This window comes from Microbacterium endophyticum (assembly GCF_011047135.1).
Classification (GTDB): Bacteria; Actinomycetota; Actinomycetes; order Actinomycetales; family Microbacteriaceae; genus Microbacterium; species Microbacterium endophyticum.
In genome coordinates this window covers 2,751,523-2,777,613 of record NZ_CP049255.1, presented here as the reverse complement: position 1 = coordinate 2,777,613, position 26,091 = coordinate 2,751,523, and the positions used below count along the sequence as shown (strand labels likewise).

Here is a 26,091-nt window from a genome sequence, read left to right as displayed (position 1 = left end):
AACGCCGCATGATGGACCGCAGTCTTCGAGAGGATCAGTGAACGGTAAAGTCGGCAGAGAACCCCCGGGATGTCCGACCCGGCTGACAGGATGGATCGCATGATGGGTACCTCCGAAAACGACCGGCTTGTCTGGATCGACTGCGAGATGACGGGACTCGATCTCGAAGTCGACGAGCTCGTTGAGATCGCAATCGTTGTGACCGACTTCGAACTGCGTGTTCTCGACCCCGGCTTCCAGGTCGTCATCAAGCCAGATGATTCTGCGCTAGCTAACATGAACGACTTTGTCACTCAGATGCACACGACGTCGGGGCTCATCGAGGAGATACCGCACGGCGTCAGCCTGGCCGATGCCGAGTTCCAAGCGCTGGAATACATTCAGCGATTCGCCCCCGTCGAAGGCAAGTCTCCACTGGCTGGAAACACGATCGGAACTGACCGAATGTTCCTCGCGAAGTACATGCCACGGGTTGACCGGTGGCTCCACTACCGGAACGTGGACGTCTCGAGCGTGAAAGAGCTTTCACGCCGTTGGTATCCCCGCGCGTACTTCAATGCGCCTGAAAAAAACGGCGGGCACCGGGCACTTGCCGACATCCTCGAGTCCATCCGAGAGCTTGCGTATTACCGTGAAGCCGTGTTCGTCCCTAACCCCGGCCCGACAAGCGATCAAGCTAAATCAGCATCCGCGGCCGTTGTGTCATCGTTTGCCTCTACTTTGTGAGAGGATTGTTCAGTTGCCCGCGAGGGCACATGGTGGGTATAGCTCAGTTGGTAGAGCACCTGGTTGTGGTCCAGGGGGCCGCGGGTTCAAGTCCCGTTACTCACCCCAATGTATGAAATCGATGCAGAAGCGTTCGAACACCTAGTGATCGAGGAGCTGGACAAGCTCCCTGATGACATGGTTTCGGGGTTGGATAACGTCGTTTTCGTTGTCGAAGATCGCCCCGAGGACGGAAGCCTCGACGTTCTCGGTGTCTATGACGGATGGTCGCTCCCTGAGCGTGATACCTATGGCATGGCCGAGCTTCCCGATAGAATCGTCGTCTTCCGTGAGCCTCATCTGGCCGCTGTCGACACGCTCGGTCAGCTACGCGACGAGGTGCACACAACACTGGTCCACGAAATAGCGCACTTTTACGGAATCGATGACGACAGGCTCCACGAACTCGGATGGGCATAAAATTGGCAACCGCCGACCTCGACGAGCGCGTGGGAACAACCGCGAGCATCGAACGCGACCGTAGTTGGCAAACAGTCGTCTGGAACGATCCCGTAAATCTCATGAGCTATGTCGTTCATGTTTTCAAGTCGTACTTCGGATACTCGCAGTCCGAAGCGAATCGTCTTATGCTCGCCGTTCATCATGACGGTTTTGCGGTCGTCGCTGAAGGCGCTCGTGAGGTGATGGAACTACACGCGCATTCCATGCACGACTACGGCCTCTGGGCCACCGTAAGAAGGAGTCCACAGTGACTGGTCTCGTCTTGATGACAATCACTCGAATAGAGGCAGCACACCTCGCGGACCTCGTGTCTCAGTTCACTTCGGTACTCGCCGAGCCGGATCACGACCCGGCGATGGAGCGGCTGTCGCCGTCGGTTTATCCCGACGATGCTCTGGCATCAGCAGAATTTCGTGACCTCACACGCGGCGATCTCATCGATCGTCGTCGTGCCGATGCCGATCTGATCCTCGCAGCGTTACGCGATGCGGATCTCAGCCTCGATACCGAAGAGGTCGACAACGCAGATGCGCTTGAAGAAGTCGTGCTGACGTTGTCGCCGTCGGATGCCGAATCCTGGCTGCGGACGCTTAGTGCAATCAGGCTCGTTCTGGCATCCCGATTGGGAATCACAACCGAGGATGACCTCGACCCAGAAGACCCGCGCTTTGGAATCTACGAGTGGGTTGGCTACCGACTCGACGGGCTTGTCAACGCAATAAACGAATAGCCATGAAGCCTCTCACGACACGTCGAAGGTGAGCGTCGCGCGAGCAGCCGGCTGGTCTCGAAGAATATGGGCATCTTCTTGAGCCGCCCACCGTTCCCAATGCGGAACGTATGCCTCGCCATCGCGAGCCAGGGCGCGGCGCTTTCTGGCAACGGCGGGAGCGTCGAGCCATACTCCGATCGACGCGAATCGCATCGATCTCTCGGTAATAACACCTGATCCCTCCACGATAAGGAGTTCCCGAGGCTCAACCTCGGAGTAGGAACCTCGACGTTCTCGTGTCCAGTCCCATTTGCGCCATCGCGCGGTCTCGTGGCGCGCGTAAGGCTCGATGACGTGTTTGAGGGCGTAATCGACTCCGGCAGCTAACCCGTCCCACCCTGGGTAAAGATCGTCCAGCGCAACCAACTGTGCAACGGACGACATGGACCAGCGTTCAGCTACCATGCGGGCAAGCGTCGTCTTACCCGCGCCGCTTCGCCCATCGATGAGGATGAGCGTCGAGTCCTCTTCAGCGCGCGCGGCTTCGATGCATACGAGATCTGCCACATCGCTCAGAGTCTGACCGAGCGAATGAGAGCTACTTCTTGAGCGCGCGGATGACACGGCTCAATGCTCGACCGGCTACCCAGATGAAGGGGATTGCGACGGCAACAAAAGACACGATGTTCGGCAAGAACCGCAGCTCGTCGCCCGTGCGGATATAAGCACCCAGCGGTACAGCGTAACCGCCACCGCCACCACCACCGTTTCCGGACTCATCGGAGCCTCCGCCAAACCCAGTCCATGTCAGGGCGACAGGAATGATGCGGATGCCATCGACATCCTGCTGTTCCCCATACGCTGCCTTCACGCCCAGGGTCGAAGCTTGCTTACCGATATCGAGTGCGATGTTTGGCATGTCCCCACGCTACCGCTCAAAGGGCTTCCTGCCCAGAACCCATCGGCTCAAGAAAAATCAGCATCAGGCCGAGGATGACTCGGCAACGAAGATCCGCTCTTCCGCCCACCAAGAAGTGCAGCACGAGTAATCGCTCCAACGCCAAAACGAGTCGCGGCGCCGTCCAGGGCACCATCCACTCGCCGCCACTCCGCGTCGTCATCCCAAAGGCCGCCACCCTGCACCGACGCTGGTCGCAGATTCTCGGCACGAACGCCGACGAGCCTCACCGGCTGACCGCGATGCAGCTGAGCGAAAAGATCGAGTGCTACATCTCCGAGGCGCTGGCTCACGTTCGATGGCTCGGCAAGCGTCAGACCTCGCGTAACCGTTGTGAAGTCCGCAAACCTGATCTTTATCGATACTGTTTGCGCACTCCACTCGTGGCGGCGGAGCCGCACGCCCACGCGGTCAGCCAAACGACGCAGCTCCGCCCGCAACGCGTCGGGGTCAGTCACATCGACCTCGAATGTCTCTTCGTGTCCAACACTCTTTTCGACGCGCTCAGTCTGTACGGTGCGCGTGTCGATACCGCGAGCGAGTTGCCACACGCGCTCTCCCATTGACACGCCTAGCGCGCGCTGTAACACCTCGATCGGCGTGGTCAATACATCGGCGACCACGCGAATACCGCGTGCCTCCAGAACATCGGCAGATTTGGGGCCAACGCCCCAAAGATTTCGGACCGACAACGGTGAAAGAAAGTCCGCTGTGGATGCCGCCGAGACCACCAACAGACCATCCGGCTTGCTGAGCGTCGATGCCATCTTGGCGACGTGTTTCGTCGCCGCCGCGCCGACACTGCATGTGAGCCCTGTGCGCTCATGAACGCGTGCGCGCAACATCTGTGCGATCTCGCGCGGCCTCCCCCACAACCTCCGCGAACCGCTCACATCCAGAAAAGCCTCGTCGATCGACAACGGTTCGACGAGTGGCGTCACCTCGTGAAAAACCGCCATCACCTGCCGCGATAGTTCGCTGTAGCGTGCAAAATGGGGTGGAACGACAATCGCCTTGGGACACAGACGAAGCGCCTGTGAGACCGGCATCGCGGATCTCACGCCGTACACACGCGCCTCGTAGGACGCGCTGGAAACGACGCTCCGGCCCTCGGTCGAGCCGATGATGATCGGCTTACCTCGAAGCGAAGGATTGTCGAGGATCTCTACTGAGGGATAGAACGCGTCCATGTCGACATGCAGCACATGCGCGCCGGTGTCGTCCACGTCGGGAGGCGACGTAAGGCGACCTCGACCATCACCTTTGCCCATGAGTCAATTGTCCCCCACCCCGCCGACATAAGGGGCGGGGAACATGAGGCGTATTAGCTCGCTGCGCGCTCGAGGATCAACTCTCGCACGCGAGCGGCATCCGCTTGGCCTCTCATCGCCTTCATCACGGCGCCGATCACCGCGCCGGCAGCCTGGACTTTGCCGTCGCGGATCTTTGCGAGCACATCTGGCTGCGATTGCAGCGCCTCGTCGATCGCAGCAATCAATGCGCCATCGTCAGAAACCACGGCGAGTCCGCGCGCGTCAACGATTTCCTGCGGCGAGCCTTCGCCCGCGATCAGGCCTTCCAGAACCTGACGTGCGAGTTTGTCAGTGAGCGTGCCGTCATCTACGAGACCCTGCAGCTGTGCGATATGCGTCGGGCTGACCAGATCCGAAGCCTCCCGGTTTTCAGCATTAGCAACGCGAGCGATTTCACCTGTCCACCATTTTCGCGCGGCGGCCGGCGTCGCTCCAGCATCGATCGTTGCCTCCACCTCGACAAGCACGCCACCGTTGACGACATCTTGGAATTCGAGGTCTGTGAAGCCCCATGCCAACTTCAACCGACGACGTCGAGCAACGGGCGGCTCTGGCAGGAGCGCACGAAGCGAATCGACCATCTCGATTGACGGCGCTACAGGCAAGAGATCAGGCTCCGGAAAGTAGCGATAATCATCGGCGTCAGACTTGGGGCGCCCCGGTGAAGTGGTGCCCGTGTCTTCGTGCCAGTGTCGCGTTTCTTGCGTGATCGTTCCACCGGACGCGAGAATCGCCGCCTGCCGCTGGATCTCGTAGCGCACCGCACGCTCGACCGAGCGCATGGAGTTGACGTTTTTTGTCTCGGTGCGCGTACCGAGCTTCTCGCTCCCGCGCGGTCGCAATGACACGTTCGCGTCGCAACGAAGGTTCCCGAGTTCCATCCGCGCCTCAGAGATTCCCAACGAACGCACGATATCGCGGATGGTCGAGACATAAGCTTTCGCAATCTCTGGTGAGCGGTGTTCGCCACCGTAAATCGGCTTCGTAACGATCTCCACAAGGGGCACACCAGCGCGGTTGTAGTCGACGAGCGAATACTCGGCGCCTTGGATACGCCCGGTAGAACCACCGACGTGCGTCAGCTTTCCGGCGTCTTCTTCCATGTGAGCGCGCTCGATCGGAACCTGAATGATGGTGCCGTCGGAAAGCTCGATCTCCACCGACCCTTCGAACGCGATCGGCTCATCGAATTGAGATATCTGGTAGTTCTTGCCGAGGTCCGGGTAGAAATAATTCTTTCTCGCGAACCGGCTAGACGGCGCAATAGAGCATCCCAGAGCAAGGCCGAGACTGATCGAGGAGCGAATCGCCTCTTCATTAACGACCGGCAACGAACCGGGGAGCCCCATGTCGACAGGAGCAACCAGAGTGTTGGGAGCGGCGCCATGGTTCTCGAGCGCGGCGGGGTTTCCCGCGGGCGAGAACATCTTCGTCTTTGTGTTGAGTTCAACGTGAACTTCGAAACCCATGACAGGTTCAAACAGCTCGAGCGCCTTGTCGAAATCCATCAGCTGAGCCTTAGCCATCAGCGTGCCCCTCCCAGAACAGGGGCGCGGTCCAGGAGCGGACCACCCCACTCAGCGACCAACGCCGCTTCCATTGCTGCGCCCACCCGATACAACCGGGCGTCTTCGCGGGCCGGCGCGAGGATCTGAATACCCACGGGCAACCCGTTCTCTTCGGCGAGTCCCGAAGGAATCGAGATACCAGGAATGCCCGCAAGGTTGGCCGGTATCGTCGCGACGTCGTTGAGGTACATCTGCAACGGATCATCAAGTTGCTCACCCAGACGGAACGCTGTTGTCGGCGCGGTCGGCGTCGCAATCACATCAACGGCGCTGAATGCCGCGTCGAAGTCCTGCTGGATGAGGGTACGAACTTTCTGCGCGGAACCGTAGTACGCGTCGTAGTAACCCGCACTCAGCGCGTAGGTGCCGAGAATGATTCGGCGTTTCACTTCATCGCCGAATCCGGCATCTCGGGTCGCCGCCATGACATCTTCGACGGTTCCGCCAGGAACGTTCACGCGCATACCGAAACGCACCGAGTCGAATTTGGCGAGGTTACTCGAAGCCTCCGCCGGCAAGATCAGGTAGTACGCAGCCACGCCGTGTTCGAAGTGCGGAGCACTCACTTCTACGATCTCGGCACCGAGCTGTTCCAGCGTATTCAACGAGTGACGAAAAGATGCCGCAACACCACGCTGGAAACCAGCCTCAGGCAGTTCACGCAAGACTCCAACTCGAAGCCCCTTCAACACGTCACCTCGGGCTCCGTCGCGCGCCGCATCCGCAAACGACGGCCAAGATTGCTCGAGCGACGTCGAGTCACGAACGTCGTGGCCAGCTATCACATCGTGTAGAAGACCGGCGTCAAGAACCGTGCGAGTTACCGGGCCCACCTGGTCGAGGCTCGATGCGAGGGCAATCGCGCCATAGCGGCTCACTCCACCGTACGTCGGCTTCATGCCCACGGTGCCGGTGACGTGTGCGGGCTGGCGGATTGATCCTCCGGTATCCGATCCGAGAGCCAGCGGCGCTTCAAATGCAGCAACGGCGGCCGCCGAACCACCACCAGATCCTCCGGGCACACGGTCAAGGTCCCACGGGTTGTGTGTCGGTCCGTAGGCCGAATGCTCAGTGGAAGAGCCCATGGCGAATTCATCCATGTTCGTCTTACCCAACGGAATGAGGCCAGCCCGACGTGCTCGAGCGACGACAGTCGCGTCGAAGGGCGACATGTAGCCCTCGAGGATGCGGGAGCCACTCGTTGAGGGCATGTCGGTGGTGACCAGCACATCCTTAATCGCCAGCGGAACTCCCGCGAGCGGACCGAGGTCCTCCCCCGCGGCGCGGCGGCTGTCGATGTCTGCCGCCACAGCAAGCGCGGCCTCGTTGACGTGAAGAAACGCGTGGATGTCTCCGTCGACGGCCCGAATACGATCCAGGTGCGCGGTGGTCGCTTCGACGCTCGATACTTCCCCGGAAACGAGCTTCTCTGCGAGATCGGCAGCGCTGAGCTTGATGAGGTCGGTCACTGTTCTTCTCCCAAAATCGCCGTCACGCGGATTCTGCCATCTGCTGCATCCGGCGCATTCTTCAGCGCCTCCGCGGGCGTCAGCACAGCTTCGGGAACGTCTGGGCGGTACACGTTTTGCAGTGCAATCGGGTGGCTCATCGCGGGTACCTCCGCGGTAGCAACCTGCGAAACCTTCGCGACGTTATCGACGATTGCGTCGAGTTGACCGGTGAGACGTTCCACCTCGTCGGCGCTCAGCTGAATCCGGGCGAGGACGCCAAGATGGCGGACGAGTTCGGGGGTGATTTCAGACACCGCACAAGTCTAGGCGGTCGACGTGGTTCAGCCCGCCTAGGCTAATCGCGTGACGACGTTCGATCCGCCCCGCCCCTGGACCACAAGCTACGCCGCGGGTGTGCCGCAAGACCTCGCGACAGTGTCCGGGTCGCTACTCGACATCGTCGAGCAGTCTGCCCGCGAGCACCCGAACGCGCCCGCGCTCGAGTTCTTCGGGAAGACGACGTCCTACCAGCAGCTACAGAATCAGATCGAAAGCGCTGCTGCCGGGCTATACGCGCGAGGCGTGCGTGCCGGTGATCCTGTCGCAATCGTTCTTCCGAACTGCCCGCAACACATCGTGGCTTTCTATGCGGTCCTGCGTCTCGGTGCAGTAGTGGTCGAACACAATCCGCTCTACACGGCGCGCGAATTGCGTACCCAGTTTCAAGATCATGGTGCCGTGCACGCGATCGTCTGGAGCAAGGTCGTAGACACCGTCCAAGCGTTCCCGGCAGATCTCGCCGTCAAGACGCTCGTTTCAGTGGACATCACGCGAGCAATGCCGTTCTCGACGCGTGCGACGCTTCGGCTGCCTATTGCAAAGGCCAAAGCATCACGCGCTGCCCTTCACACGGCTGTTCGCGGAGCCATCGAATGGGAGGCACTGCTCGATACTGCAGCCCTCGCGGCGACTCATCCGTACCCTTCTACTGACGATCTTGCGATCATTCAGTACACGAGCGGAACGACAGGCACACCGAAGGGTGCCGCTCTCAGCCACCGCAACCTCCTTTCGAATGCGGCGCAGTCGCAAGCGTGGGTCCCCTCGATCCGCCGGGGAGAAGGTTGTGTCGTTTATGCGGTTCTCCCGATGTTCCACGCATACGGACTCACGCTCTGCCTCACCTTTGCGATGTCGATGGCGGCACGCCTCGTGCTGTTTCCACGTTTCGACCCGGATCTGGTTCTCGCCGTTGCGCGAAAACGCCCAGCGACTTTTCTGCCTCTTGTGCCGCCAATTGCTGAGCGACTCTTGACCGCGGCGAGAACACAAAAGGTTTCACTTCACGGCACCGAGATCGCCATTTCCGGGGCCATGGCTCTCCCCCATGATCTCGTCGTACCCTTCGAGGACGCGTCGGGAGGCTACCTGGTCGAAGGCTACGGCCTCAGTGAGTGCTCGCCAGTGCTCATGGCGAACCCTGTCGCACAAAACAGAGTTCCCGGCACCGTGGGACTCCCATTACCCGGCACAGAGTGCCGTGTCGTCGACCCTGAGAATCCGACTCAGGATGTATCACCCGGTGCTCCTGGTGAACTCCTTGTGCGCGGTCCTCAGGTTTTTCGTGGCTACTACGGTAACCCCGAAGCGACAGCAGAAGTTTTCGTCGGGGACTGGTTCCGCACGGGCGATATCGTCACGATCGACGACCAGGGGTTCGTTCGCATAGTCGACAGGATCAAAGAGTTGATCATCACCGGTGGGTTTAATGTGGCACCCACCGAGGTAGAAAATGTACTTCGGCAGCATCCAGACGTCGCTGACGTGGCGGTCATCGGGATGCCTAGTGAACGGTCGGGGGAAGACGTCGTCGCCGCCGTCGTGCCAGCGTCGGGGCACAGTATCAACGAGGCGGCCGTTCGCGAATTCGCTCGCAGCATCCTCACGCCCTATAAAGTGCCACGCCGTATCGTCGTCGTCGAAGCACTCCCGACGTCTTTGATCGGAAAGGTCCTGCGACGCCGGGTACGCGAGGATCTGCTCGCCAAAAAAGACGACTAGTCGAGCGCTGAGGGTCCCTCCGTAACAAGACGGTGGAACTCAGCAGCGTCGATAATTCGTACGCCCAGATCTTCAGCCTTTGCCAGTTTCGATCCCGCTCCGGGGCCCGCCGCAACAAAATCTGTCTTTTTCGACACGCTTGAGGCGGCCTTTCCACCGGCGGTGATAATCGCTTCCTGGGCACCATCGCGCGTATACCCGTCTAGCGTTCCCGTCGCGACAATCGTCAGGCCTTCGAGGACGCCGGCAACGGTTGCGACGGCTCCGGGACCTGGATGCCCTGCCGTCGCAAGCTGCGCACCGGCATCGGCCCAACGCGCGACGATCTCGCTGTGCCAATCGACCTCGAACCAATCGAGCACGGCATCGGCGATGATGCCGCCGACGCCCTCGACGGCAGCCAGTTCTTCGCGTGAGGCGGCACGAATTTCAGATACCGAGCCGAACCACTGCGCGAGCGCGCGAGCTGCGACGGGGCCTACGTGACGAATGTTCAGTGCAACGAGAAAACGCCACAGTTCTGCGCTCTTGGCCTTCTCGATATTTGCGAGCAACTCTGTTGCGGCCTTCGAGAGAACCCACTCGGCATCACCGACGAACGTCTCGCTCTCGTCCACGGAAGGATCCGTGCGCTTTCGCTGCCGACGAAACGGCGAGCGGGTATCTGGCTCTCCGGACTCGGTCAACCGCGCCAGTCCTGTCTCGGGGTCGCGAACCACAACGTCGATCGGGAAGAGCTGCTCGGCAGTCAGATCGAAAAGACCCGCTTCAGTCACCAACGGCGGACGATCCGGACGCAAAGGTTGTGTCAAAGCGGCGGCCGATACCTCACCGAGCCCCTCGATATCAAGCGCGCCGCGAGAACCGATATGTTCCACACGCCCGCGCACCTGCGCCGGACATGACCGGGTATTCGGGCACCGAAGATCGATGTCTCCTTCTTTTGCTGGGGCAAGAGTCGAGCCGCAATCCGGACACGCCACCGGCATGACGAAAGCACGCTCGGTACCATCACGCAGCTCGACGACCGGGCCGAGGACTTCGGGGATAACGTCCCCCGCTTTACGGAGAACAACCATGTCTCCGATCAAAACGCCTTTCGCCTTGACGACTTCTTGATTGTGAAGAGTCGCTTGACGAACAACGCTGCCTGCCACCAGGGCCGGTTCCATAACAGCGAAAGGCGTGGCCCGGCCAGTGCGACCAACGGAGACGACGATGTCGAGCAGGCGTGTGTTTACTTGTTCTGGTGGATACTTGTACGCAATTGCCCACCGAGGCGCCCGACTCGTCGCACCGAGTTCATCATGAAGCGCCAAGTCATCCACTTTCACCACGACGCCGTCGATTTCGTGCTCGACTTCATGACGATGCTCACCGTAGTGGCGGATGAATTCGCTAGCGGCCGAGACCGAGTCCACGACGCGGTAGTAGGGACTCGTCGGCAGACCCCACGTAGCGAGCAGTTCGTAAAGGCCGCTCTGCGTCGCTGCCGGCGGATTCGCCCAGGCCCCGATCCCGTGGACCGTTAGACGCAGACGGGAAAGCCGTGCATCCATTGCTTCACGTTGCCGCGGATTCTTGCCCTCGCTCTTCTGACGTAGCGAACCCGATGCAGCGTTACGTGGATTGGCGAATAGCCTGTCCCCGACTTCTTCCTGACGCGCGTTCAAAGCCGCAAAATCTTCGACGGTGAAAAACACCTCGCCGCGCACTTCAAACAGTTCTGGAACGCCATCACCGTGAAGTCGCTGCGGTATTGCGGGTATTCGACGCACGTTTTCCGTCACATCTTCACCGATGCGGCCATCTCCACGAGTGGCCGCGGTCGTCAAACGTCCCTTTTCGTAGCGAAGAGAGAGCGCAAGTCCGTCGATCTTTACTTCGCACAGATACGCCACGTGACCGCCAGCGTCGCGCTCAACACGCGCGCCCCATGCCGCGAATTCTTCGCCGCTAAATACGTTGTCGAGGCTCAGCATGCGCTCGGCGTGCGTCACGGGGTCAAAAAGCGTCCCCAAAGCGGCACCGACTGTCAGGGTCGGCGAATCCTGACTCTGTAAGGCCGGGTATAGGCGCTCGAGTTCCTCGAGCCGCTGCATCCACGAGTCGTAGGTGGCGTCGTCGACCACTTCTGCATCACGCCCGTAGTACGCATCACGGGACTCCGAAATCCGCTCAACAAGCTGAGCGACTTCTTCGCGCGCCGCATCAGGAGTCTGTGTGTCAGTGTTCTCGATTGCCACCTCTCAATTCTAGAGAGCGGCCCCGACACTCATCAGGCGTTGACAGGGACCGCCGAAACCGTTTTGGCTACCGTGAACTGCCCGACGACCCGCGTACCGTCATAGAGCACAGCGGTCTGTCCCGGGGCGACGCCATCGAACGGCATGTCGGGGGTTACCGTCACGGTGCCGTCCTGCCACTGAGCGAGCGCAGGAACAGGCTCTGAGTGCGCACGAATCTGCACGTGACAGCGAAACTCCGACTCCGCAGGTGCACGCCCAGCCCAAGAGAAACGAGCTCCTGAAATCTCAGCCGTCGCGAGCGCCTCTTTCGGCCCCACGACAACTGTGTTCGATACGGGTCTCACTTCGAGAACAAAACGCGGCTTCCCATCGGATGCCGGAACGCCGAGCTTCAATCCTCGACGCTGCCCCACGGTGAAAGCGTGCGCTCCCTCGTGGGTTCCGACAACGTCTCCGTTGCGGTCGAGCACCTCGCCCGCCTCCGCGCCCACTCGATCAGCGAGCCACCCGCGGGTGTCCCCATCTGGGATGAAGCAAATGTCGTGGCTGTCGGGCTTATTTGCGACAGTAAGTCCTCGCTCTTGCGCTTCAGCGCGCACGATGGCTTTCGAAGGCGTCGACCCGAGTGGGAAGTAGGTGTACCGCAGTTGCTCCGCAGTCAATACACCGAGAACATAAGACTGATCTTTCGCGGCATCCGATGCTCGATGCAGCTCGAGGCCTCGACCTTCGTCGACCAATTTCGCGTAATGCCCGGTGCAGACGGCGTCAAAACCGAGTTCGATCGCACGCTCCAAGAGAGCTGCGAACTTGATCTTCTCGTTGCAGCGCATGCAGGGGTTCGGCGTACGTCCGGCCTGGTATTCCGACACGAAATCTTCAATAACGTCGTCACGGAATCTTTCGGAGAAGTCCCAAACATAGAACGGGATCCCCAGGAGGTCCGATGCCCGACGAGCGTCCATCGCATCCTCGATCGTGCAGCACCCGCGACTGCCGGCACGAAGGGTGCCGCCCGCGCGCGAGAGCGCAAGATGCACGCCTACGACGTCGTGACCTTCGTCGACTGCCCGGGCCGCCGCCACGGCGGAATCAACACCACCACTCATCGCTGCAAGAACACGCATATGTACAGTCTACGAGCGTGCGTCAGCACGGGAGCGGGATGCCGCAGCACGCTCATGCGCTATCGGGAGTGCCGCGAGCAACTCGTCGACGTCTGCTGGCGTTGTCGTTCGCCCCAGCGAGATTCGTAGCACCGAGCGCGCATCCGTTTCCGAGCGCCCTATTGCACGCACCACATGAGACGGTTCCGCCACCCCCGCTTGGCAAGCAGATCCTGTGGAAACCGAAATTCCAGCTTGATCGAGCAAGAACAGCAGCGTCTCGCCATGCGCACGCGGAAACAGAAAGTTCGCGTTACCCGGTATACGTTCGGTCGCATCCCCGAGCAGTACCGCATCGGGTACCACCGACTGAACGCCACGCACCACGCGATGTGTGAGAGTTAGCAACCGCGCACGCTCGCTATCCCGCTCCGCTTCTGCCGCGACCGCCGCAGCGGCGAATGCCGCAGCACCCGCGATGTCTTGAGTGCCGGCACGCAAACCGCGCTGCTGGCCCCCGCCATGCTGGAGCGGTGACAACTCTGCGCTGCGCGCAGCGACGAGCGCTCCCACGCCGACGGGGCCGCCGACTTTATGCGCTGACACGCTCAACGCCACGAGCCCCACTCCCGATCCAGCGTCAGCGCGGATCGAGTTGAAAGAGATCGGGATGTGCCCGAAAGCTGCAACGGCATCGAGGTGCAGCGGAACACCAGCTTCGGCGGAAAGCTCCGAAAGCGACGACACGTCATTCACCGTGCCCACCTCATTGTTCGCCACAAGCGCTGTAGCCAGCGAGGCGCCCGGCAACCGCCCCGCGAACTCCGCGAGAGATATGCGTCCCACCCCATCGAGCGACACTGCGCGCACCTCAGCACGGTCGTGGGTCATCAGCCAGTTCGCGGCGTCCATGGTCGCATGATGCTCGCCGTCAGGAAGGAGTATCGATCCGCCCTGCTTTCGCTCCCACCAGAGACCTTTGATCGCGAGGTTAATCGACTCGGTACCCCCCGAAGTGAAGAGTACTTCGACGGGATCGCAGTGCAGAACACCCGCGAGCATTTCGCGCGACTCTTCCAGGAGACGACGCGCCGATTGGCCACTGCCGTGAATAGAAGAAGCGTTGCCCGTGACCTCAACCGCCGCGAGCCAGGCATCGCGTGCTTCGGGTCGCAGCGGGCTCGTCGCGGCGTGGTCAAGATAAACCGACACGACAATTCCCCTTCCGCTGTGATCTGACAGCGCTGCGCATTACTACTGTAGATCGCATGCGCACACCGGAGCCCTCCGAGCCATCTCCTCACAGCGGCCTTCTCGACCCCATTTTCGATAACCTCGGCATCACTGTGCACCCCGATGGAGCAACGCTGCGCGTGTGGTCTGCGTCTGCATCCAGCATCGAGCTCGTCATTTTCGATGACACGGACCTCGACTGGGCGCTCGACACGTTGCAGTTGGTCGCGCGCGAGGGTGGCGTGTGGGAGATCACCACCCCCGCGCTTCGCCCCGGAGTGCGATACGCGGTGCGCGCAAATGGCGAGCACGGTCCCGGGAATACTTTCAACCCGCAAACCCTCCTCGTTGAGCCGTACTCAAAGGGACTCGTCAGCGCGGGTTACGAAGATTGGCGCTCGGTCGTCATAGCGGGCGAGTTCGACTGGGGCGGCGTTCAGAAGCCAGCAATTCCGCTGGATCGAACGGTCATCTACGAAACACATGTCAAAGGAATCTCGAAGCGGCATCCCGATGTTCCGCCGTCGCTGCACGGAACGTACGCGGGGCTCGCACATCCCGCGATGATCCAGCACTACCTGAAGCTCGGGGTGACAAGCATTCAGCTCCTCCCTGTGCATCAGTTCGCGTCCGAACCTCGGCTTTTGCAGCTCGGACTCACGAACTACTGGGGGTACAACTCCGTCAACTTCTTCACCCCTCACAGTGCCTACGCGACCCAAGCGGCCCGAAGCGAAGGCCCTGAAGCTGTGCTGCGAGAGTTCAAAGGGATGGTAAAGCTTCTCCACGAAGCGGGGCTCGAAGTCATCCTCGACGTGGTCTACAACCACACCGCCGAAGAAGGCATCGGCGGTCCACGAAGCAGCTTCCGCGGCATCGACAACCGCAATTACTACCGACAACAAGACGACGGCACGTACATCGATGTCACAGGATGCGGAAATGCTGTCAACACAGCAACGGATGCCGCAGCTCGACTGGTGCTCGACTCTCTTCGCTACTGGGCACAAGACGTACAGATTGATGGATTTCGTTTCGATCTTGCGGCGACTCTCGGTCGCGACGCCGCCCACACGTTCACTCCGGAGCATCCGCTGCTGCGAGCGATCATCGACGATCCGCAACTCGCGGGCGTCAAGAAGATTGCTGAGCCGTGGGACGTGGGAATGGGCGGGTGGCAGACCGGGAACTTCGGAGACGGCTGGCTCGAATGGAATGACAGATACCGCGACCGAGTCCGGAACTTCTGGCTGAGCGATGTCGACTACGCACGTCGCGCAGCGAACGCTCCCGTCGGAATCGGTGGCTTCGCTACCCGGCTCGCCGGATCGTCCAACACCTTCAGTGTCGAGCGTGGACCGTTGGCAAGCGTCAATTTCGTGACAGCACACGACGGTTTCACGCTGCGGGATCTCGTCTCCTATGACGTCAAGCACAACATGGGCAACGGAGAAGAGAACCGCGACGGTGCTAACACCAATCGGTCCTTCAACCACGGTGCTGAGGGCCCCACGTCAGACGAAGGGATCCTCGCGACACGCCGGAAAGCAATGCGGAACCTTCTCGGCACGCTGCTGCTTTCAGCCGGGGTGCCCATGATCACCGCGGGCGACGAATTCGGCCGCACGCAGCGCGGTAACAACAACGCGTACTGCCACGATTCAGCTCTCACGTGGATGTCATGGCAAAACGCCCCGTGGCAAGAGAACCTCTTCGCTCACGTGCAACGGCTGCTCACGGTACGCGCAGAAAATCCTGCGCTTCGCCCCGTTCATTTCGCGAGGCTCGGCGAACTCACACCGTCAGCATCCGTCATGGAGTGGTTCGACGAAAGCGGCCAAACCATGTCAGGAGAGCGCTGGACCAATCCGGCGCACCGCACGCTGCAGTACATGGCCTCATCGACACCAGAAGCTGAGGAATTCAACCGCATACTGCTGATCGTCCACGGTAATGAGACCACGATCGATGTCACACTCCCCCATGTCGAAAGCGTAGAGAGATTCACTTCTTTGTGGTCGAGCGCCGACGAGGTCCCACTCGTACCGGGTGATAGTTATGAGCCGGGATGCACACTCAGCTTGCCTCCGACTTCGATGCATCTATTCCAGGCCCTTTAGCACACCTCGGTTCGAGCCTGCAGAGTGGGCCCGGTCGCGATAGGTTCGACACGTGGCTAGCACAGAGAAATCCGTGACCTCTTCTTCGTGGCGCAGCGCTACGGCGCTCCCAATTCGCTCGGTCGAGCAATCGCCGTCCAACTTTCCGACTCTCGTCGGCCGGATCCCAACATCTGTTCTGCATCCGTCCGCGCCGGGAAGATACCGGCCTAAAGCTTTCGTAGGCGAAGTTGTGCCTTTCGTGGTGACCGCATTTCGCGACGGCCACGACGTCATCGGCGTTCACGTGCGTTTGATTTCTCCTTCTGGCGACATCTCGCTTCACCGACTTGAGCACACCGCGCCCGGTCTGGACCGCTGGTCCTGCGATGTGGAACTTTCCGAGCCTGGTGTGTGGCGGTTCCACTTTGAGTCGTTCACAGATGACTTCGCAACGTGGCGTCACGCTGCGGCGCTGAAGATCGCCGCCGGAGTCGACACTGCGCTCATGCGTGAAAGTGGGGCGCTCCTTTTACTCCGAGCCGCGGCGGAGGGTACCCGGTCGGCCGAGGAGCGCAAGATTTTGAAGAGCGCCGCGTCTTCTCTTCGCGCGGCGGACATCGACGATGAGGCCGCACTAGCGATCGTGGGTGACCCGCAAATCGCTTCTTTCCTGCAGGCGCGACCGCTTCAGTCGCTCACAACCTTCACAGAGAGATCTACCATCACCGTCGAGCGCACGCGCGCTGGCGTCGGTGCGTGGTATGAGTTTTTCCCTCGTTCTGAAGGCGCCTTCGTCGATAGCGACGGAATCGTACACAGCGGCACGTTTGCCACGGCAGCCCTCCGGCTCCCCGCCGTCTCAGACATGGGTTTCAACGTCGTTTATCTGCCTCCCATCCATCCGATCGGCCACCTCAACCGCAAGGGTAAGAACAACACCCTGACGGCGGCGCCAGGTGAGCCCGGCTCCCCGTGGGCTATCGGGAGCGCAGACGGCGGGCACGATAGCGTGCACCCAGATCTTGGCACGTTGGCAGACTTCCGTAACTTCGTCTCGGCGGCGAACGATTGCGGAATCGAGGTCGCGCTGGACCTCGCGCTTCAGGCAGCCCCCGACCACCCTTGGGTTACTTCACACCCGGAGTGGTTCACAACACTTCCTGATGGAACAATTGCTTTCGCGGAGAATCCGCCGAAGAAATACCAGGATATTTATCCGCTTAATTTCGACAACGATCCAGAGGGCCTCAGCGCTGAAGTACTTCGAGTGGTCCGCCTCTGGATATCCCAGGGCGTTCATATCTTTCGAGTTGACAACCCTCACACAAAACCCCTCCAGTTCTGGGAGTGGTTGATCGCTCGGGTCAACGAAGAATTCCCTGAAGTGATTTTCCTCGCCGAAGCTTTCTCGCGCCCAGCGGTGATGCAGGGGCTCGCCGCCGCGGGCTTTCAACAGAGCTACTCCTACTTCACCTGGCGCAACACGAAACAGGAACTGGAGGAATTCCTCGGAGAGGTGTCGCACGAGACGGCCGACTTCATGCGGCCCAACCTGTTCGTGAACACGCCCGACATCCTCACGGAATATCTCCAGTTCGGCGGCCGCCCGTCATTCAAGATCCGTGCCGCGATCGCCGCAACCGCGGCACCAAGCTTCGGCGTCTACGCCGGTTTCGAGCTTTTTGAAAGCGTCGCTCGACCCGGTGCGGAAGAGAATATCGACAATGAGAAGTACCAGTACAAGTTTCGTAATTGGGAAGAAGAGGAGGCATCCGGCAATTCACTCGCACCGTACCTTCGACGCCTGAACCAGATCAGAGCGGAGCACCCCGCACTGCGTCAGCTGAGAAACTTCTCTGCCCATTGGAGCGACGATGACGCGATTCTCGTCTACTCAAAACACATAGACGGAGCTTTTACCGACGATGGCCGTTCGGACACGATCATCGTGGTGGCCAATGTCGACCCGCATTCCGCCCGACAAACAACGGTGCACCTCGATACGCGAGTGTGGGGAGTGACCCCAGGCGCGTCCTTCAGCGTTCAAGACCTCGTAACCGGCGGTGAATGGAGTTGGAGCGACCACAACTTTGTGCGCCTCGACGCCTTCAGCGAACCCGTGCACATTCTGCATGTCAAGGAGAACTCATGAGCACGCTCGATCCGCGCATACTCGACACCGTGGCGACAGGTTCGTATCACGCGCCCCACGACGTCTTAGGAATTCACGCCGATGCAGCGAGCACCGGCTGGGTTGTCCGCGCACGTAGGCCGCTCGCCAAATCTGTAACGGCGCGATTCGCGGACGGGCGCGCGGTGGAACTTGAACATGTGCGCGCCGGCATTTGGGAAGGTTCTTTTTTCGTCGACCCGACTTCGTATGAAATCGTAAGCACGTATGACGATGGAACGGAGTTCGTACAGGACGATCCTTATCGGCACCTTCCTACTCTGGGCGAGCTGGATATCCACCTCATCCACGAAGGTCGACACGAGAAACTCTGGACAGTTTTGGGCTCACGCCCGCTCACCCATGACGGTGTCGCTGGAACGGCATTCGCGGTATGGGCTCCCCATGCGCAGGCGGTTCGTGTCGTCGGTGACATCAACGGTTGGGACGGGGCCGCTCACTCGATGCGCTCGCTCGGGTCGAGTGGTATTTGGGAATTGTTCATCCCAGAAGTTGGCCCAGGCTGCACATACAAGTACGAAATCTTGACGCGCAGCGGTTCGTGGATCATGAAAGCCGATCCCATGGCTCGTCTGGCTGAAGTCCCACCCGGAACCGCATCGATCGTCACGGAGTCCGCCTACCAGTGGCAGGACTCAGGCTGGCTCGCTGCACGCCGTGAATCTGAACCTCACCGGCAACCGATGTCGATCTATGAACTTCACGTCGGCTCTTGGCGCGAAGGTCTGTCTTATCGCGAGCTGGCCGACGAGCTCATCCCTTACGTCATCTCTCTTGGGTTCACACATGTCGAATTCATGCCCCTCGCCGAGCATCCGTTCGGTGGGTCCTGGGGCTACCAGGTCAGCGGCTACTACGCTCCTACGAGTAGATTCGGCTCACCGGATGATGTGCGCTACCTCATCGATCGGTTGCACGAAGCGGGTATCGGCGTAATTGTCGACTGGGTGCCAGGACACTTTCCGAAAGATGCGTTTGCGCTCGCGCAATTCGATGGCGAAGCCGTGTACGAGCATCCCGACCCGCGCCGCGGTGAGCACCGCGACTGGGGCACGCTAATTTTCGATTATGGACGCAGCGAAGTACGCAACTTTTTGGTTGCGAACGCACTTTATTGGTTCGAAGAGTTTCACGTTGACGGACTTCGTGTCGACGCCGTAGCCTCCATGCTTTATCTCGATTACTCGCGCGAAGCTGGCGAGTGGGAACCCAATATTTACGGCGGCCGCGAGAATCTGGAGGCTATTCGCTTTCTCCAGGAGGTGAACGCAACTGTATACAAGCAGCACCCGGGTGTAGCAATGATCGCGGAGGAGTCTACGAGCTATCCCGGCGTAACGGCACCCACAAGCCAGTCAGGACTTGGCTTCGGTAGTAAGTGGAATATGGGGTGGATGAACGACTCGCTCGTATATATCGGACGCGATCCGATGTACCGCTCACATCACGAAAACGACCTTTCGTTCTCATTTGTCTACGCGTTCAGCGAGAACTTCATTCTTCCGATCAGCCACGACGAGGTTGTGCACGGTAAAGGCAGCTTGCTGAGCAGAATGCCTGGAGATCATTGGCAACAGCTTGCGAACATGCGCGCGTTCTTGGCATACATGTGGAGCCATCCCGGTAAGCAGCTCCTGTTCATGGGTCAAGAGTTCGGACAATTCTCCGAGTGGTCCGAATCGCGAAGTCTGGATTGGTGGACGCTTGATCAGCCGTCCCATCGCCAGCTTCACGATTTCGTCGGGTCCTTGAACCGCATCTACCGCGAGCACGCACCGCTCTGGCAACGCGATCATGATGGCGCTGCGTTCTCCCGGCTTGGTGCGCCGACGTGGAACCCGAACGTTCTCGCATTTTCTCGCATCGATGAAGCCGGAAACACCATCGTCGTCGTGTGCAACTTTTCGGGCGTTCCTATCGAGAACTTTCAACTCGAACTGCCGAGCTCGGGAGTCTGGGCTGAGGTTCTCAATACCGACGCGGCAGAGTTCGGCGGATCCGGTACGGGCAACTTCGGCCATGTGACCGCGTCAGAATCCAACCTCGCAACGTTCACGCTCCCACCACTCGGGGTGCTCTGGCTCAGCCGTGAGGCGAACTGACGTCAGCTAGAACAGGAGCGATGCGAGCTGGCTGCGCGCTCGAAGAACACGCGGGTCGGTGTCGCCGACCAGTCCGAACAACTCCAGCAGGCGCTCCCGAACCGCAGCGCGCTCATCGGAAGGCAGCAGAGCGAACAGCGCAAGAAGGCGACCGAAGGCATCCTCGACATGCCCACCGGCAATATCGAGATCGGCCACTGCGAGCTGCGCTTCAATCGACTCTGGGTCGGCAGCTGCGGCATCGCGAACAGCTTGAGCGTCTGCGTTCTCAACCCGCTGGAGCAGCCGGACTTGCGCAAGGCCCGTTCGTGCATCGGCATCGCGAGGGTTCTCCTGTAGGGCCTTCTCGTACGCGAGCACAGCACGCGGGTAGTCGCCGGCTTCGATCGCCTCGAATGCCTCTGCATGGAGCGGCGGCAGAGGGGGCTCGGCCTGCGCGTCGGACGCGTCCTCAGTAGCTTCGCTCACGCTGACTCGCCCGGAAACGCCGTTCTGTCCAGCCACCTGCAGAAGCTGGCCGAAAACATCCCGCACCTGCTCGGCTGTTACGGAGCCGTTGAAAAGGGGCACCGGTTGGCCAGCGACAAGCGCGACGACCATAGGTATCGACTGGGCGCGAAAGCTCTGTGCGACCTGCGGGTTTGCGTCAGCATCAACCTTCGCCAGAACCAGAGCGCCGTTTGCCTCACGAACGATCTTTTCCACAATCGGGCTGAGCTGCGTACTCGCCTCACTGCGTGCAGACCACAGATCGACGACAACAGGGACAGTTCGGGAGAGCTCTAGAATCTGGCCGAAGCTTTGATCGGTTACGTCCATCACCAGAGACGGGACCGAAACGCCGGGGGAAGCATCCGTCGCCGACGCCGACCCACTCGTGGGAGGTGCTGATGCCGTCGTGGATTGCGTGTCGTGGCGCTGACGCAACGATGAGAGATCGATCGCGCCTCGCATGACTGCACCGGGTGTGACGTTGCTCACGGGATCACCTTTGCATTGAGAATGTCGGAGGAATAGCCAAGCAAACGGATTTTCTCCGTCGAGCCCTGGCCAGGAACATAAAAGAACAACTGATCTTTGAACGTTGTTGTGAAGCCGGTTTGAGACTCGTCACTACCGGACAGTGTCTTCACGGTCGGGTTGTTGTCGAGTTTGATGACGGCATCACTGTTGGTGGGTTTGACGGTGTCGACCTCTGAAACATCGATTGCCACGATCGCGCCACTTTCCAGAGTAGCCAGCGCCAATGGCTCGCTATCTCCCGGCTCCGCGGAAAACGACAGCGTGCCGGTATCAGTCGCGGTTTGATTGAACTCGTCCAAACGCTTCTGGCGATCATCGACGATCATCTGGCGGAATTTGTCGCTTTCATCGTCGAAGAGGCTCGCATATTCACTGTCATCGCCGTTGTTCAAAACATCGGCATAGGCCGCTGGCAGTTCTTCCGGAGTGATCACCAGAAACGCTGTATCGGGCCGCACCTGAACCGCGCCGACGTAAGCAGGCGCAAGATCGGGCATCGCGGTTGCGGCTTCAATCCCACCGATATAGGTGAGCTTGTATTGCGACCATGCGTCCTCTTGAGTCATCAGCATGATTGTCGGAGCAGGATCGGTATCGTCTTCATCACCGACGACCATCATCACCGTTCGTGGCCATCCGTCGTAGGCCTGAGGAAGGATGATAGAAACCGGGTCCGTAGGGATCGGATCCGGCGTCGCGTAATCCGCAATCTGGGACCTGAGAGTGTAGTTGGTATTGCGCACATCAAGCGCTGCACCATCAAGGCGAGTGGCGGCGAGATCCGAATCCATGTCAGTGTCGGCCTGAGCGACCGTTCCCGCGATTTCAGCGAGGATGTTCTTCGCCTGCGCCTCGGTCACCGCTGGCGCCTGTTGGTCCTCTGCATCGATCACGGTGGCGGTCGGCGAAGGTGTCGGGCTCGACGCAAGCTGCGGCCATGCTTCTGCCGAGCAGCCTGCGAGAAGACCCGCGGTCAGAGCGATGACGGGCACGGCGATTGCGCTACGCCGTCCCAGGGAGCGACGTCGTCCGGTGGCGGAAATGACTCCCTTCTTTCCTGACCCGGCTTCGATCTCACCAGCTACGTCGATCGGCTGCGTATGAGCCAGCGGCGGCGGCGCTTTGCGGCGCGGCCCGCGAGATCGCCGCGCGTGACGAATACCAAGCACATAGAGAATGGCGCCAACCGCGAGGAAAACGCCACCTAGCACGATGAGCGGTCCCGCCCACGGGGTCGCGTTATCGAGCGGCCAAGAGACTGTGACGTTGCTGGGCGCGGGAGACTCGCCATCCGTCGCGATGATGACACTCATTGTCGATGGAATCTGCAGCGGCGTAGTGACTACGCCGTCTTGCTGGAACTCGTCGATCCACAAGTCCGATCCGACCGGGCTTGGAGTCGTTTCATCGGCGGTCTCGGGATCCTCGGAGTCGGTTTCGGGTTCGATCAGCTCACTTGTGATCCCGCCATCTTCACCTACAGCAACGCGAGTGTAATCGGAGCGGGATACCCACGCGTCCACATCCGTTGTTCGACCGTAAGCCGCGAAGACGCTGCCCTCCCCCTCGACGCGCAAAGTCTGGGTTCCAGGGAGCATGGACATGACGCTTCCCTCGATGACAACGTAGGGCGCATCGGCATCCACTTCCACGCTCGCCGTTTGTGTTGAAGGTCCGCTCAGCACGGTTCGTTGCGCAATACCCGCACCGATCAGCAAAGCAGCCAACACAAAGGCAGCCACGGCCCACACAAAACGCACGAATATACCTCCCATGCTTCACCTCAGGGCGCGATGAAGCTAAGACTCGACGTTCCAGACTATCCAATCGCGGCTGAAAGCGCCCAGGGAAGGAGTGGCGTGCCCAGTGTGGCAAAACAATGCGTATTCTCTGAACAAGAGAACTACAGCCGTCGGAGGCGACAACCGTGAAGATTCAAAACCCCTTTCGGGTCGCTCTTGTTGCAACCCTCGGGGTCGGCCTCGGAATCATGCTGCTGGAGAGTATTACGACTCTCTCAACGATTTTGCTTTACGTGGGAACGGCGCTTTTTCTCTCTCTGGGTCTCGATCCGATCATCTCGTGGCTAGAGCGGCAGCGGCTCCCCAGATGGGCAGCGGTCCTCCTCACCGTTCTCGGTGTACTTGCAATCTTCACCGGAATAGTCGTCATGGTTGTACCGGTCATTGCTAGCCAGGTTGGTCAACTCGTCAAAGTCATTGCCGACCTCGTCGAAAAAGGGACGTTCTTCGATGACCTTCGCAACTGGCTAGAGACAACATTCCCCAATCTGCGGGTCGATCTCATCTTCGAGTACGCGACGGACTGGTTGCAGTCCTTAGACATCGGCTCGATCGGCGAGAGCGTTCTCGCAGTGGGCGCATCAATTCTTTCGGCCTTCGCCGGCGCATTTATCGTGCTCATTCTCACCATCTACTTCACGGCTTCCACACCATCCCTCAAAGCGGCCGTGTACCAGCTGGTACCAGCCTCGCGCCGGCCGCGGTTCATCGATCTTTCCGAGCAGATCACAGATTCAGTCGGGTACTACGTGATTGGGCAGGTGAGCTTGGGTGTTGCTAACGGCATCCTGAGCGCGATCTTTCTCTCCATCATCGGGGCTCCATTTCCCGCTGTACTCGCCGTTATCGCGTTTTTCTTCTCGCTCATACCGCTTGTAGGAACGCTCACTGGGTCCGCCCTCATCGTGCTCGCATGTCTGTTGCCTGGCGGGCTCGGCTCGCCTACGACGGCCCTCATCGCCGCGATTTACTACCTGATTTACATGCAAATAGAGGCCTACGTAATTTCCCCAAGGATTATGAGCCGAGCCGTCGCAGTCCCTGGCGCCGTCGTCGTGATTGCGGCTCTGGCGGGTGGCTCGCTGCTCGGACTTCTCGGTGCTCTCATCGCTATTCCGGTCGCCGCAAGCATCCTCATCATCTATCGACAGGTCGTCATACCGCGTCAGAACGAACGCTGAGCCACGCGCTACGGCAACGTTGCGTCGTCGTCCCAGCTTGTCTCTAGCGGCAACGCACTTGGGTTGACCGCGGCCACTATTTCGTTCAACACAAGACGCGTTTGGGTCTCCCCCACCCACAAATGCTTGCCACCATCGACGGGGATGATCGTTGCATCCGGAACCGATGCAAACCGCACAACCGCCTCTTCTGGTCGCAGATAGTCGTCGAACTCCGGGATGACCGCGATGAGGCGGCGTGTGTCATCCCGCCATGCGGCGACCTCATCAGCAGAAGTTCTGTGAAGCGGCGGAGAGAGCAAGATCGCTCCCTTCACATCAAAGCTGCGGCCGTATTTTAACGCCAGCTCTGTGCCGAACGACCATCCCACAAGCCAGGGATTTGGAAGTTTATTCGAGGAGACGAACTCCATCGCCGCAGCGACGTCGAACCGTTCAGCATCACCGCCATCGAACGCTCCTTCGCTCGTTCCCCTCGACGACGAAGTCCCTCGCGTATTGAAACGAAGTACCGCCAACGACGCGAGAGCTGGAAGCCGCGCAGCTGCCTTTCGCAGGATGTGGGAGTCCATAAAACCTCCCGCTGTCGGAAGCGGGTGAAGCGTGACGAGAGTTGCAACTGGCGGTCGCTCAAGTGGAAGCGCCAGCTCACCCACGAGCGTTACGCCATCAGCCGTAGTGAATTCAATCTCTCGACGATCGGCAGGCAACAGCAACGGTCCGCGAATTTCCAACTCAGTAAACCTTCCAGCAGTGGGAGTGCCAGTGGCGACGTCCCGCGAGATCAGCGGCGTCGCCTAAAACGCCGTCCGCGCGCCAAATGACGAGATGCGCGGTGCCGGGAACTACGTATCCGCCGCAACCAGGACACACATATGTTTTCATCGCTTGCTGAGCAGAAACAGGTTGGACAGTCCATTGCGAACCGCGCCGAGTTTCAGAGCGCTTCCATCCGGCGAGCATTCGCTCGAAAGAATCGCCAGCGCCCTCATGCGGTCGCCGCCTATGAGAGCGCGGCATCTGGATCAGTACCAGCCGGTGCTTTGGGAATGACCCCACGCGCCGCACGGCGTGCCGTAGCGTCCGGAAATATATCCGAGGCCCCACGAGATCTGTGTCGCAGCGTTGGTCTCCCAGTCGCCGCCAGCGCTCGCCATTTTGCTTCCGGGTAGTGCCTGTGGGATGCCATATGCGCCACTACCCGCGTTGTACGCGTTGACGCGCCAGCCAGATTCCTTATTCCACAACGCAACGAGGCAAGAAAACTCGTCATCGCCCCAGCCACGCGATACCACCATGTCGTATGCGGCCGCTTGCGCACTTCCCGGATCAGGGCTCACAAACGGCGGCGCCCAGCCCGTGGAAGGAGAAGAAGAGGAAGAAGAAGAAGCTGTCTCCGCGGTCTCGGTGGGAGTGGGAGTAGGAGTAGGCGTGACATAAACCTCGTAGTTGCCACGGTCGAGCTCTTCAGCGTTCTCCGAAGATGCTTCCGAAACCACCATGCTCTGAGCGTCCATCAGCGTGCTCGCGTACAGCGTTGTGGGAACAGTGTCAGCTGCAGTCGCTTGCGAAATGACTAAGCCAGTCGGTCCCGCGTATGCGGCGATAAAACCGACAGCCGCCAGTGCGGCAAAAATCCCGAGCACTCCGCGCCGTCGCGACCAACGCGTCCGGGGTACGGTAACGGACCCGCGCGAGACCTGAACGTCCTGAGAACGCCGAGAAATCGGGCGGGATGTCTGAGGTTTCATCTCGTTGCCGGAAGTCACAGTGCACTGAGTCTATCCGCCAAACGCTGAATGTGTCATTAGC

23 protein-coding genes and 1 tRNA gene are annotated in these 26,091 nt (G+C 60.1%); 10 read left to right on the top strand and 14 right to left on the bottom strand.

Annotated features, from left to right (window positions below; translation table 11 throughout):
• The first annotated feature begins 99 nt into the window (after nucleotides 1–99).
• The 5 genes from orn to G6N83_RS13050 all read left to right on the top strand — a co-directional run bounded on the left by orn (nucleotide 100) and on the right by G6N83_RS13050 (nucleotide 1,957).
• On the top strand, nucleotides 100–726 hold the full coding sequence (orn, locus tag G6N83_RS13070; RefSeq protein WP_165142732.1) for an oligoribonuclease: 627 nt from the start codon (nucleotides 100–102) through the stop codon (nucleotides 724–726).
• 32 nt (nucleotides 727–758) lie between these two features.
• A tRNA-His gene (locus tag G6N83_RS13065) sits at nucleotides 759–834 on the top strand.
• Complete coding sequence (locus G6N83_RS13060) at nucleotides 835–1,185, top strand: metallopeptidase family protein (RefSeq protein ID WP_165142730.1); 351 nt, start codon at nucleotides 835–837, stop codon at nucleotides 1,183–1,185. It abuts the tRNA gene before it with no gap.
• Complete coding sequence (gene clpS, locus G6N83_RS13055; protein ID WP_165142728.1) at nucleotides 1,176–1,478, top strand: ATP-dependent Clp protease adapter ClpS; 303 nt, start codon at nucleotides 1,176–1,178, stop codon at nucleotides 1,476–1,478. The genes G6N83_RS13060 and clpS overlap by 10 nt, the downstream gene beginning before the upstream one ends.
• Nucleotides 1,475–1,957: a DUF2017 family protein gene (locus G6N83_RS13050; RefSeq protein WP_241246222.1), complete on the top strand. Its 483-nt coding sequence runs from the start codon at nucleotides 1,475–1,477 to the stop codon at nucleotides 1,955–1,957. Before clpS ends, G6N83_RS13050 begins: the two co-directional genes overlap by 4 nt.
• Before the next feature lie 12 nt (nucleotides 1,958–1,969).
• Here G6N83_RS13050 and G6N83_RS13045 read toward each other — a convergent pair whose 3' ends face one another.
• Genes G6N83_RS13045 through gatC form a run of 6 tightly spaced genes read right to left on the bottom strand, consistent with a single transcriptional unit; the run spans nucleotide 1,970 to nucleotide 7,543 of the window.
• On the bottom strand, nucleotides 1,970–2,506 hold the full coding sequence (locus tag G6N83_RS13045) for a nucleoside/nucleotide kinase family protein (RefSeq protein ID WP_165142726.1): 537 nt from the start codon (nucleotides 2,504–2,506) through the stop codon (nucleotides 1,970–1,972).
• A gap of 31 nt (nucleotides 2,507–2,537) precedes the next feature.
• Entirely contained in the window at nucleotides 2,538–2,858 is a 321-nt protein-coding gene (locus G6N83_RS13040) for a hypothetical protein (RefSeq protein ID WP_165142724.1), read from the bottom strand.
• 47 nt (nucleotides 2,859–2,905) lie between these two features.
• Nucleotides 2,906–4,168 (bottom strand): DNA polymerase IV, encoded by a 1,263-nt coding sequence (gene dinB / locus G6N83_RS13035; protein ID WP_165142722.1) that lies wholly within the window; start codon nucleotides 4,166–4,168, stop codon nucleotides 2,906–2,908.
• A gap of 53 nt (nucleotides 4,169–4,221) precedes the next feature.
• Nucleotides 4,222–5,736, bottom strand: a complete 1,515-nt coding sequence (gene gatB, locus G6N83_RS13030) for an Asp-tRNA(Asn)/Glu-tRNA(Gln) amidotransferase subunit GatB (protein ID WP_165142720.1) — start codon at nucleotides 5,734–5,736, stop codon at nucleotides 4,222–4,224.
• Nucleotides 5,736–7,247, bottom strand: a complete 1,512-nt coding sequence (gene gatA / locus G6N83_RS13025; protein ID WP_165142718.1) for an Asp-tRNA(Asn)/Glu-tRNA(Gln) amidotransferase subunit GatA — start codon at nucleotides 7,245–7,247, stop codon at nucleotides 5,736–5,738. The genes gatB and gatA overlap by 1 nt, the downstream gene beginning before the upstream one ends.
• Entirely contained in the window at nucleotides 7,244–7,543 is a 300-nt protein-coding gene (gene gatC / locus G6N83_RS13020; RefSeq protein ID WP_165142716.1) for an Asp-tRNA(Asn)/Glu-tRNA(Gln) amidotransferase subunit GatC, read from the bottom strand. Before gatC ends, gatA begins: the two co-directional genes overlap by 4 nt.
• Nucleotides 7,544–7,592: 49 nt before the next feature.
• Here gatC and G6N83_RS13015 point away from each other — a divergent pair, with 49 nt between their 5' ends.
• Complete coding sequence (locus G6N83_RS13015) at nucleotides 7,593–9,290, top strand: long-chain-fatty-acid--CoA ligase (protein ID WP_165142714.1); 1,698 nt, start codon at nucleotides 7,593–7,595, stop codon at nucleotides 9,288–9,290.
• Here the strand turns inward: G6N83_RS13015 and ligA are convergent.
• From ligA to G6N83_RS13000, 3 genes are read right to left on the bottom strand one after another with little or no spacing between them, the layout of a single operon-like run.
• Nucleotides 9,287–11,536 (bottom strand): NAD-dependent DNA ligase LigA, encoded by a 2,250-nt coding sequence (gene ligA / locus G6N83_RS13010; RefSeq protein ID WP_165142712.1) that lies wholly within the window; start codon nucleotides 11,534–11,536, stop codon nucleotides 9,287–9,289. The genes G6N83_RS13015 and ligA overlap by 4 nt on opposite strands.
• Before the next feature lie 32 nt (nucleotides 11,537–11,568).
• Nucleotides 11,569–12,666, bottom strand: a complete 1,098-nt coding sequence (gene mnmA / locus G6N83_RS13005; RefSeq protein WP_165142710.1) for a tRNA 2-thiouridine(34) synthase MnmA — start codon at nucleotides 12,664–12,666, stop codon at nucleotides 11,569–11,571.
• Nucleotides 12,667–12,675: 9 nt separating this feature from the next.
• Entirely contained in the window at nucleotides 12,676–13,857 is a 1,182-nt protein-coding gene (locus tag G6N83_RS13000) for a cysteine desulfurase family protein (protein ID WP_165142708.1), read from the bottom strand.
• A gap of 56 nt (nucleotides 13,858–13,913) precedes the next feature.
• Here G6N83_RS13000 and glgX point away from each other — a divergent pair, with 56 nt between their 5' ends.
• From glgX to glgB, 3 genes are read left to right on the top strand one after another with little or no spacing between them, the layout of a single operon-like run.
• Complete coding sequence (gene glgX / locus G6N83_RS12995; protein WP_165142706.1) at nucleotides 13,914–15,998, top strand: glycogen debranching protein GlgX; 2,085 nt, start codon at nucleotides 13,914–13,916, stop codon at nucleotides 15,996–15,998.
• A gap of 52 nt (nucleotides 15,999–16,050) precedes the next feature.
• On the top strand, nucleotides 16,051–18,132 hold the full coding sequence (locus tag G6N83_RS12990; RefSeq protein ID WP_165142704.1) for an alpha-1,4-glucan--maltose-1-phosphate maltosyltransferase: 2,082 nt from the start codon (nucleotides 16,051–16,053) through the stop codon (nucleotides 18,130–18,132).
• A complete protein-coding gene (gene glgB / locus G6N83_RS12985; RefSeq protein ID WP_165142702.1) occupies nucleotides 18,129–20,273 on the top strand; it encodes a 1,4-alpha-glucan branching protein GlgB in 2,145 nt (714 codons plus the stop codon). Before G6N83_RS12990 ends, glgB begins: the two co-directional genes overlap by 4 nt.
• Before the next feature lie 6 nt (nucleotides 20,274–20,279).
• Here the strand turns inward: glgB and G6N83_RS12980 are convergent, their stop codons facing one another.
• Both G6N83_RS12980 and G6N83_RS12975 read right to left on the bottom strand, forming a co-directional pair.
• The gene (locus tag G6N83_RS12980) at nucleotides 20,280–21,254 is read right to left on the bottom strand and encodes a tetratricopeptide repeat protein (protein ID WP_165142700.1); all 975 of its coding nucleotides are present in this window, start codon (nucleotides 21,252–21,254) and stop codon (nucleotides 20,280–20,282) included.
• A complete protein-coding gene (locus G6N83_RS12975) occupies nucleotides 21,251–23,071 on the bottom strand; it encodes a DUF8094 domain-containing protein (RefSeq protein ID WP_165142698.1) in 1,821 nt (606 codons plus the stop codon). Before G6N83_RS12975 ends, G6N83_RS12980 begins: the two co-directional genes overlap by 4 nt.
• 152 nt (nucleotides 23,072–23,223) lie before the next feature.
• Between G6N83_RS12975 and G6N83_RS12970 the strand changes: the two genes are divergently transcribed.
• The gene (locus G6N83_RS12970) at nucleotides 23,224–24,279 is read left to right on the top strand and encodes an AI-2E family transporter (protein WP_165142696.1); all 1,056 of its coding nucleotides are present in this window, start codon (nucleotides 23,224–23,226) and stop codon (nucleotides 24,277–24,279) included.
• An 8-nt stretch (nucleotides 24,280–24,287) separates the two neighbouring features.
• On the opposite strand, the gene G6N83_RS12965 is transcribed toward G6N83_RS12970, so the two are convergent.
• From G6N83_RS12965 to G6N83_RS12955, 3 genes are read right to left on the bottom strand one after another with little or no spacing between them, the layout of a single operon-like run.
• Nucleotides 24,288–25,013, bottom strand: a complete 726-nt coding sequence (locus tag G6N83_RS12965) for an alpha/beta hydrolase (RefSeq protein ID WP_165142694.1) — start codon at nucleotides 25,011–25,013, stop codon at nucleotides 24,288–24,290.
• Between the two features lies 1 nt (nucleotide 25,014).
• Nucleotides 25,015–25,299 (bottom strand): hypothetical protein, encoded by a 285-nt coding sequence (locus G6N83_RS13895; RefSeq protein ID WP_165142692.1) that lies wholly within the window; start codon nucleotides 25,297–25,299, stop codon nucleotides 25,015–25,017.
• 5 nt (nucleotides 25,300–25,304) lie between these two features.
• A complete protein-coding gene (locus G6N83_RS12955) occupies nucleotides 25,305–26,048 on the bottom strand; it encodes an aggregation-promoting factor C-terminal-like domain-containing protein (RefSeq protein ID WP_241246219.1) in 744 nt (247 codons plus the stop codon).
• Nucleotides 26,049–26,091 lie beyond the last annotated feature (43 nt).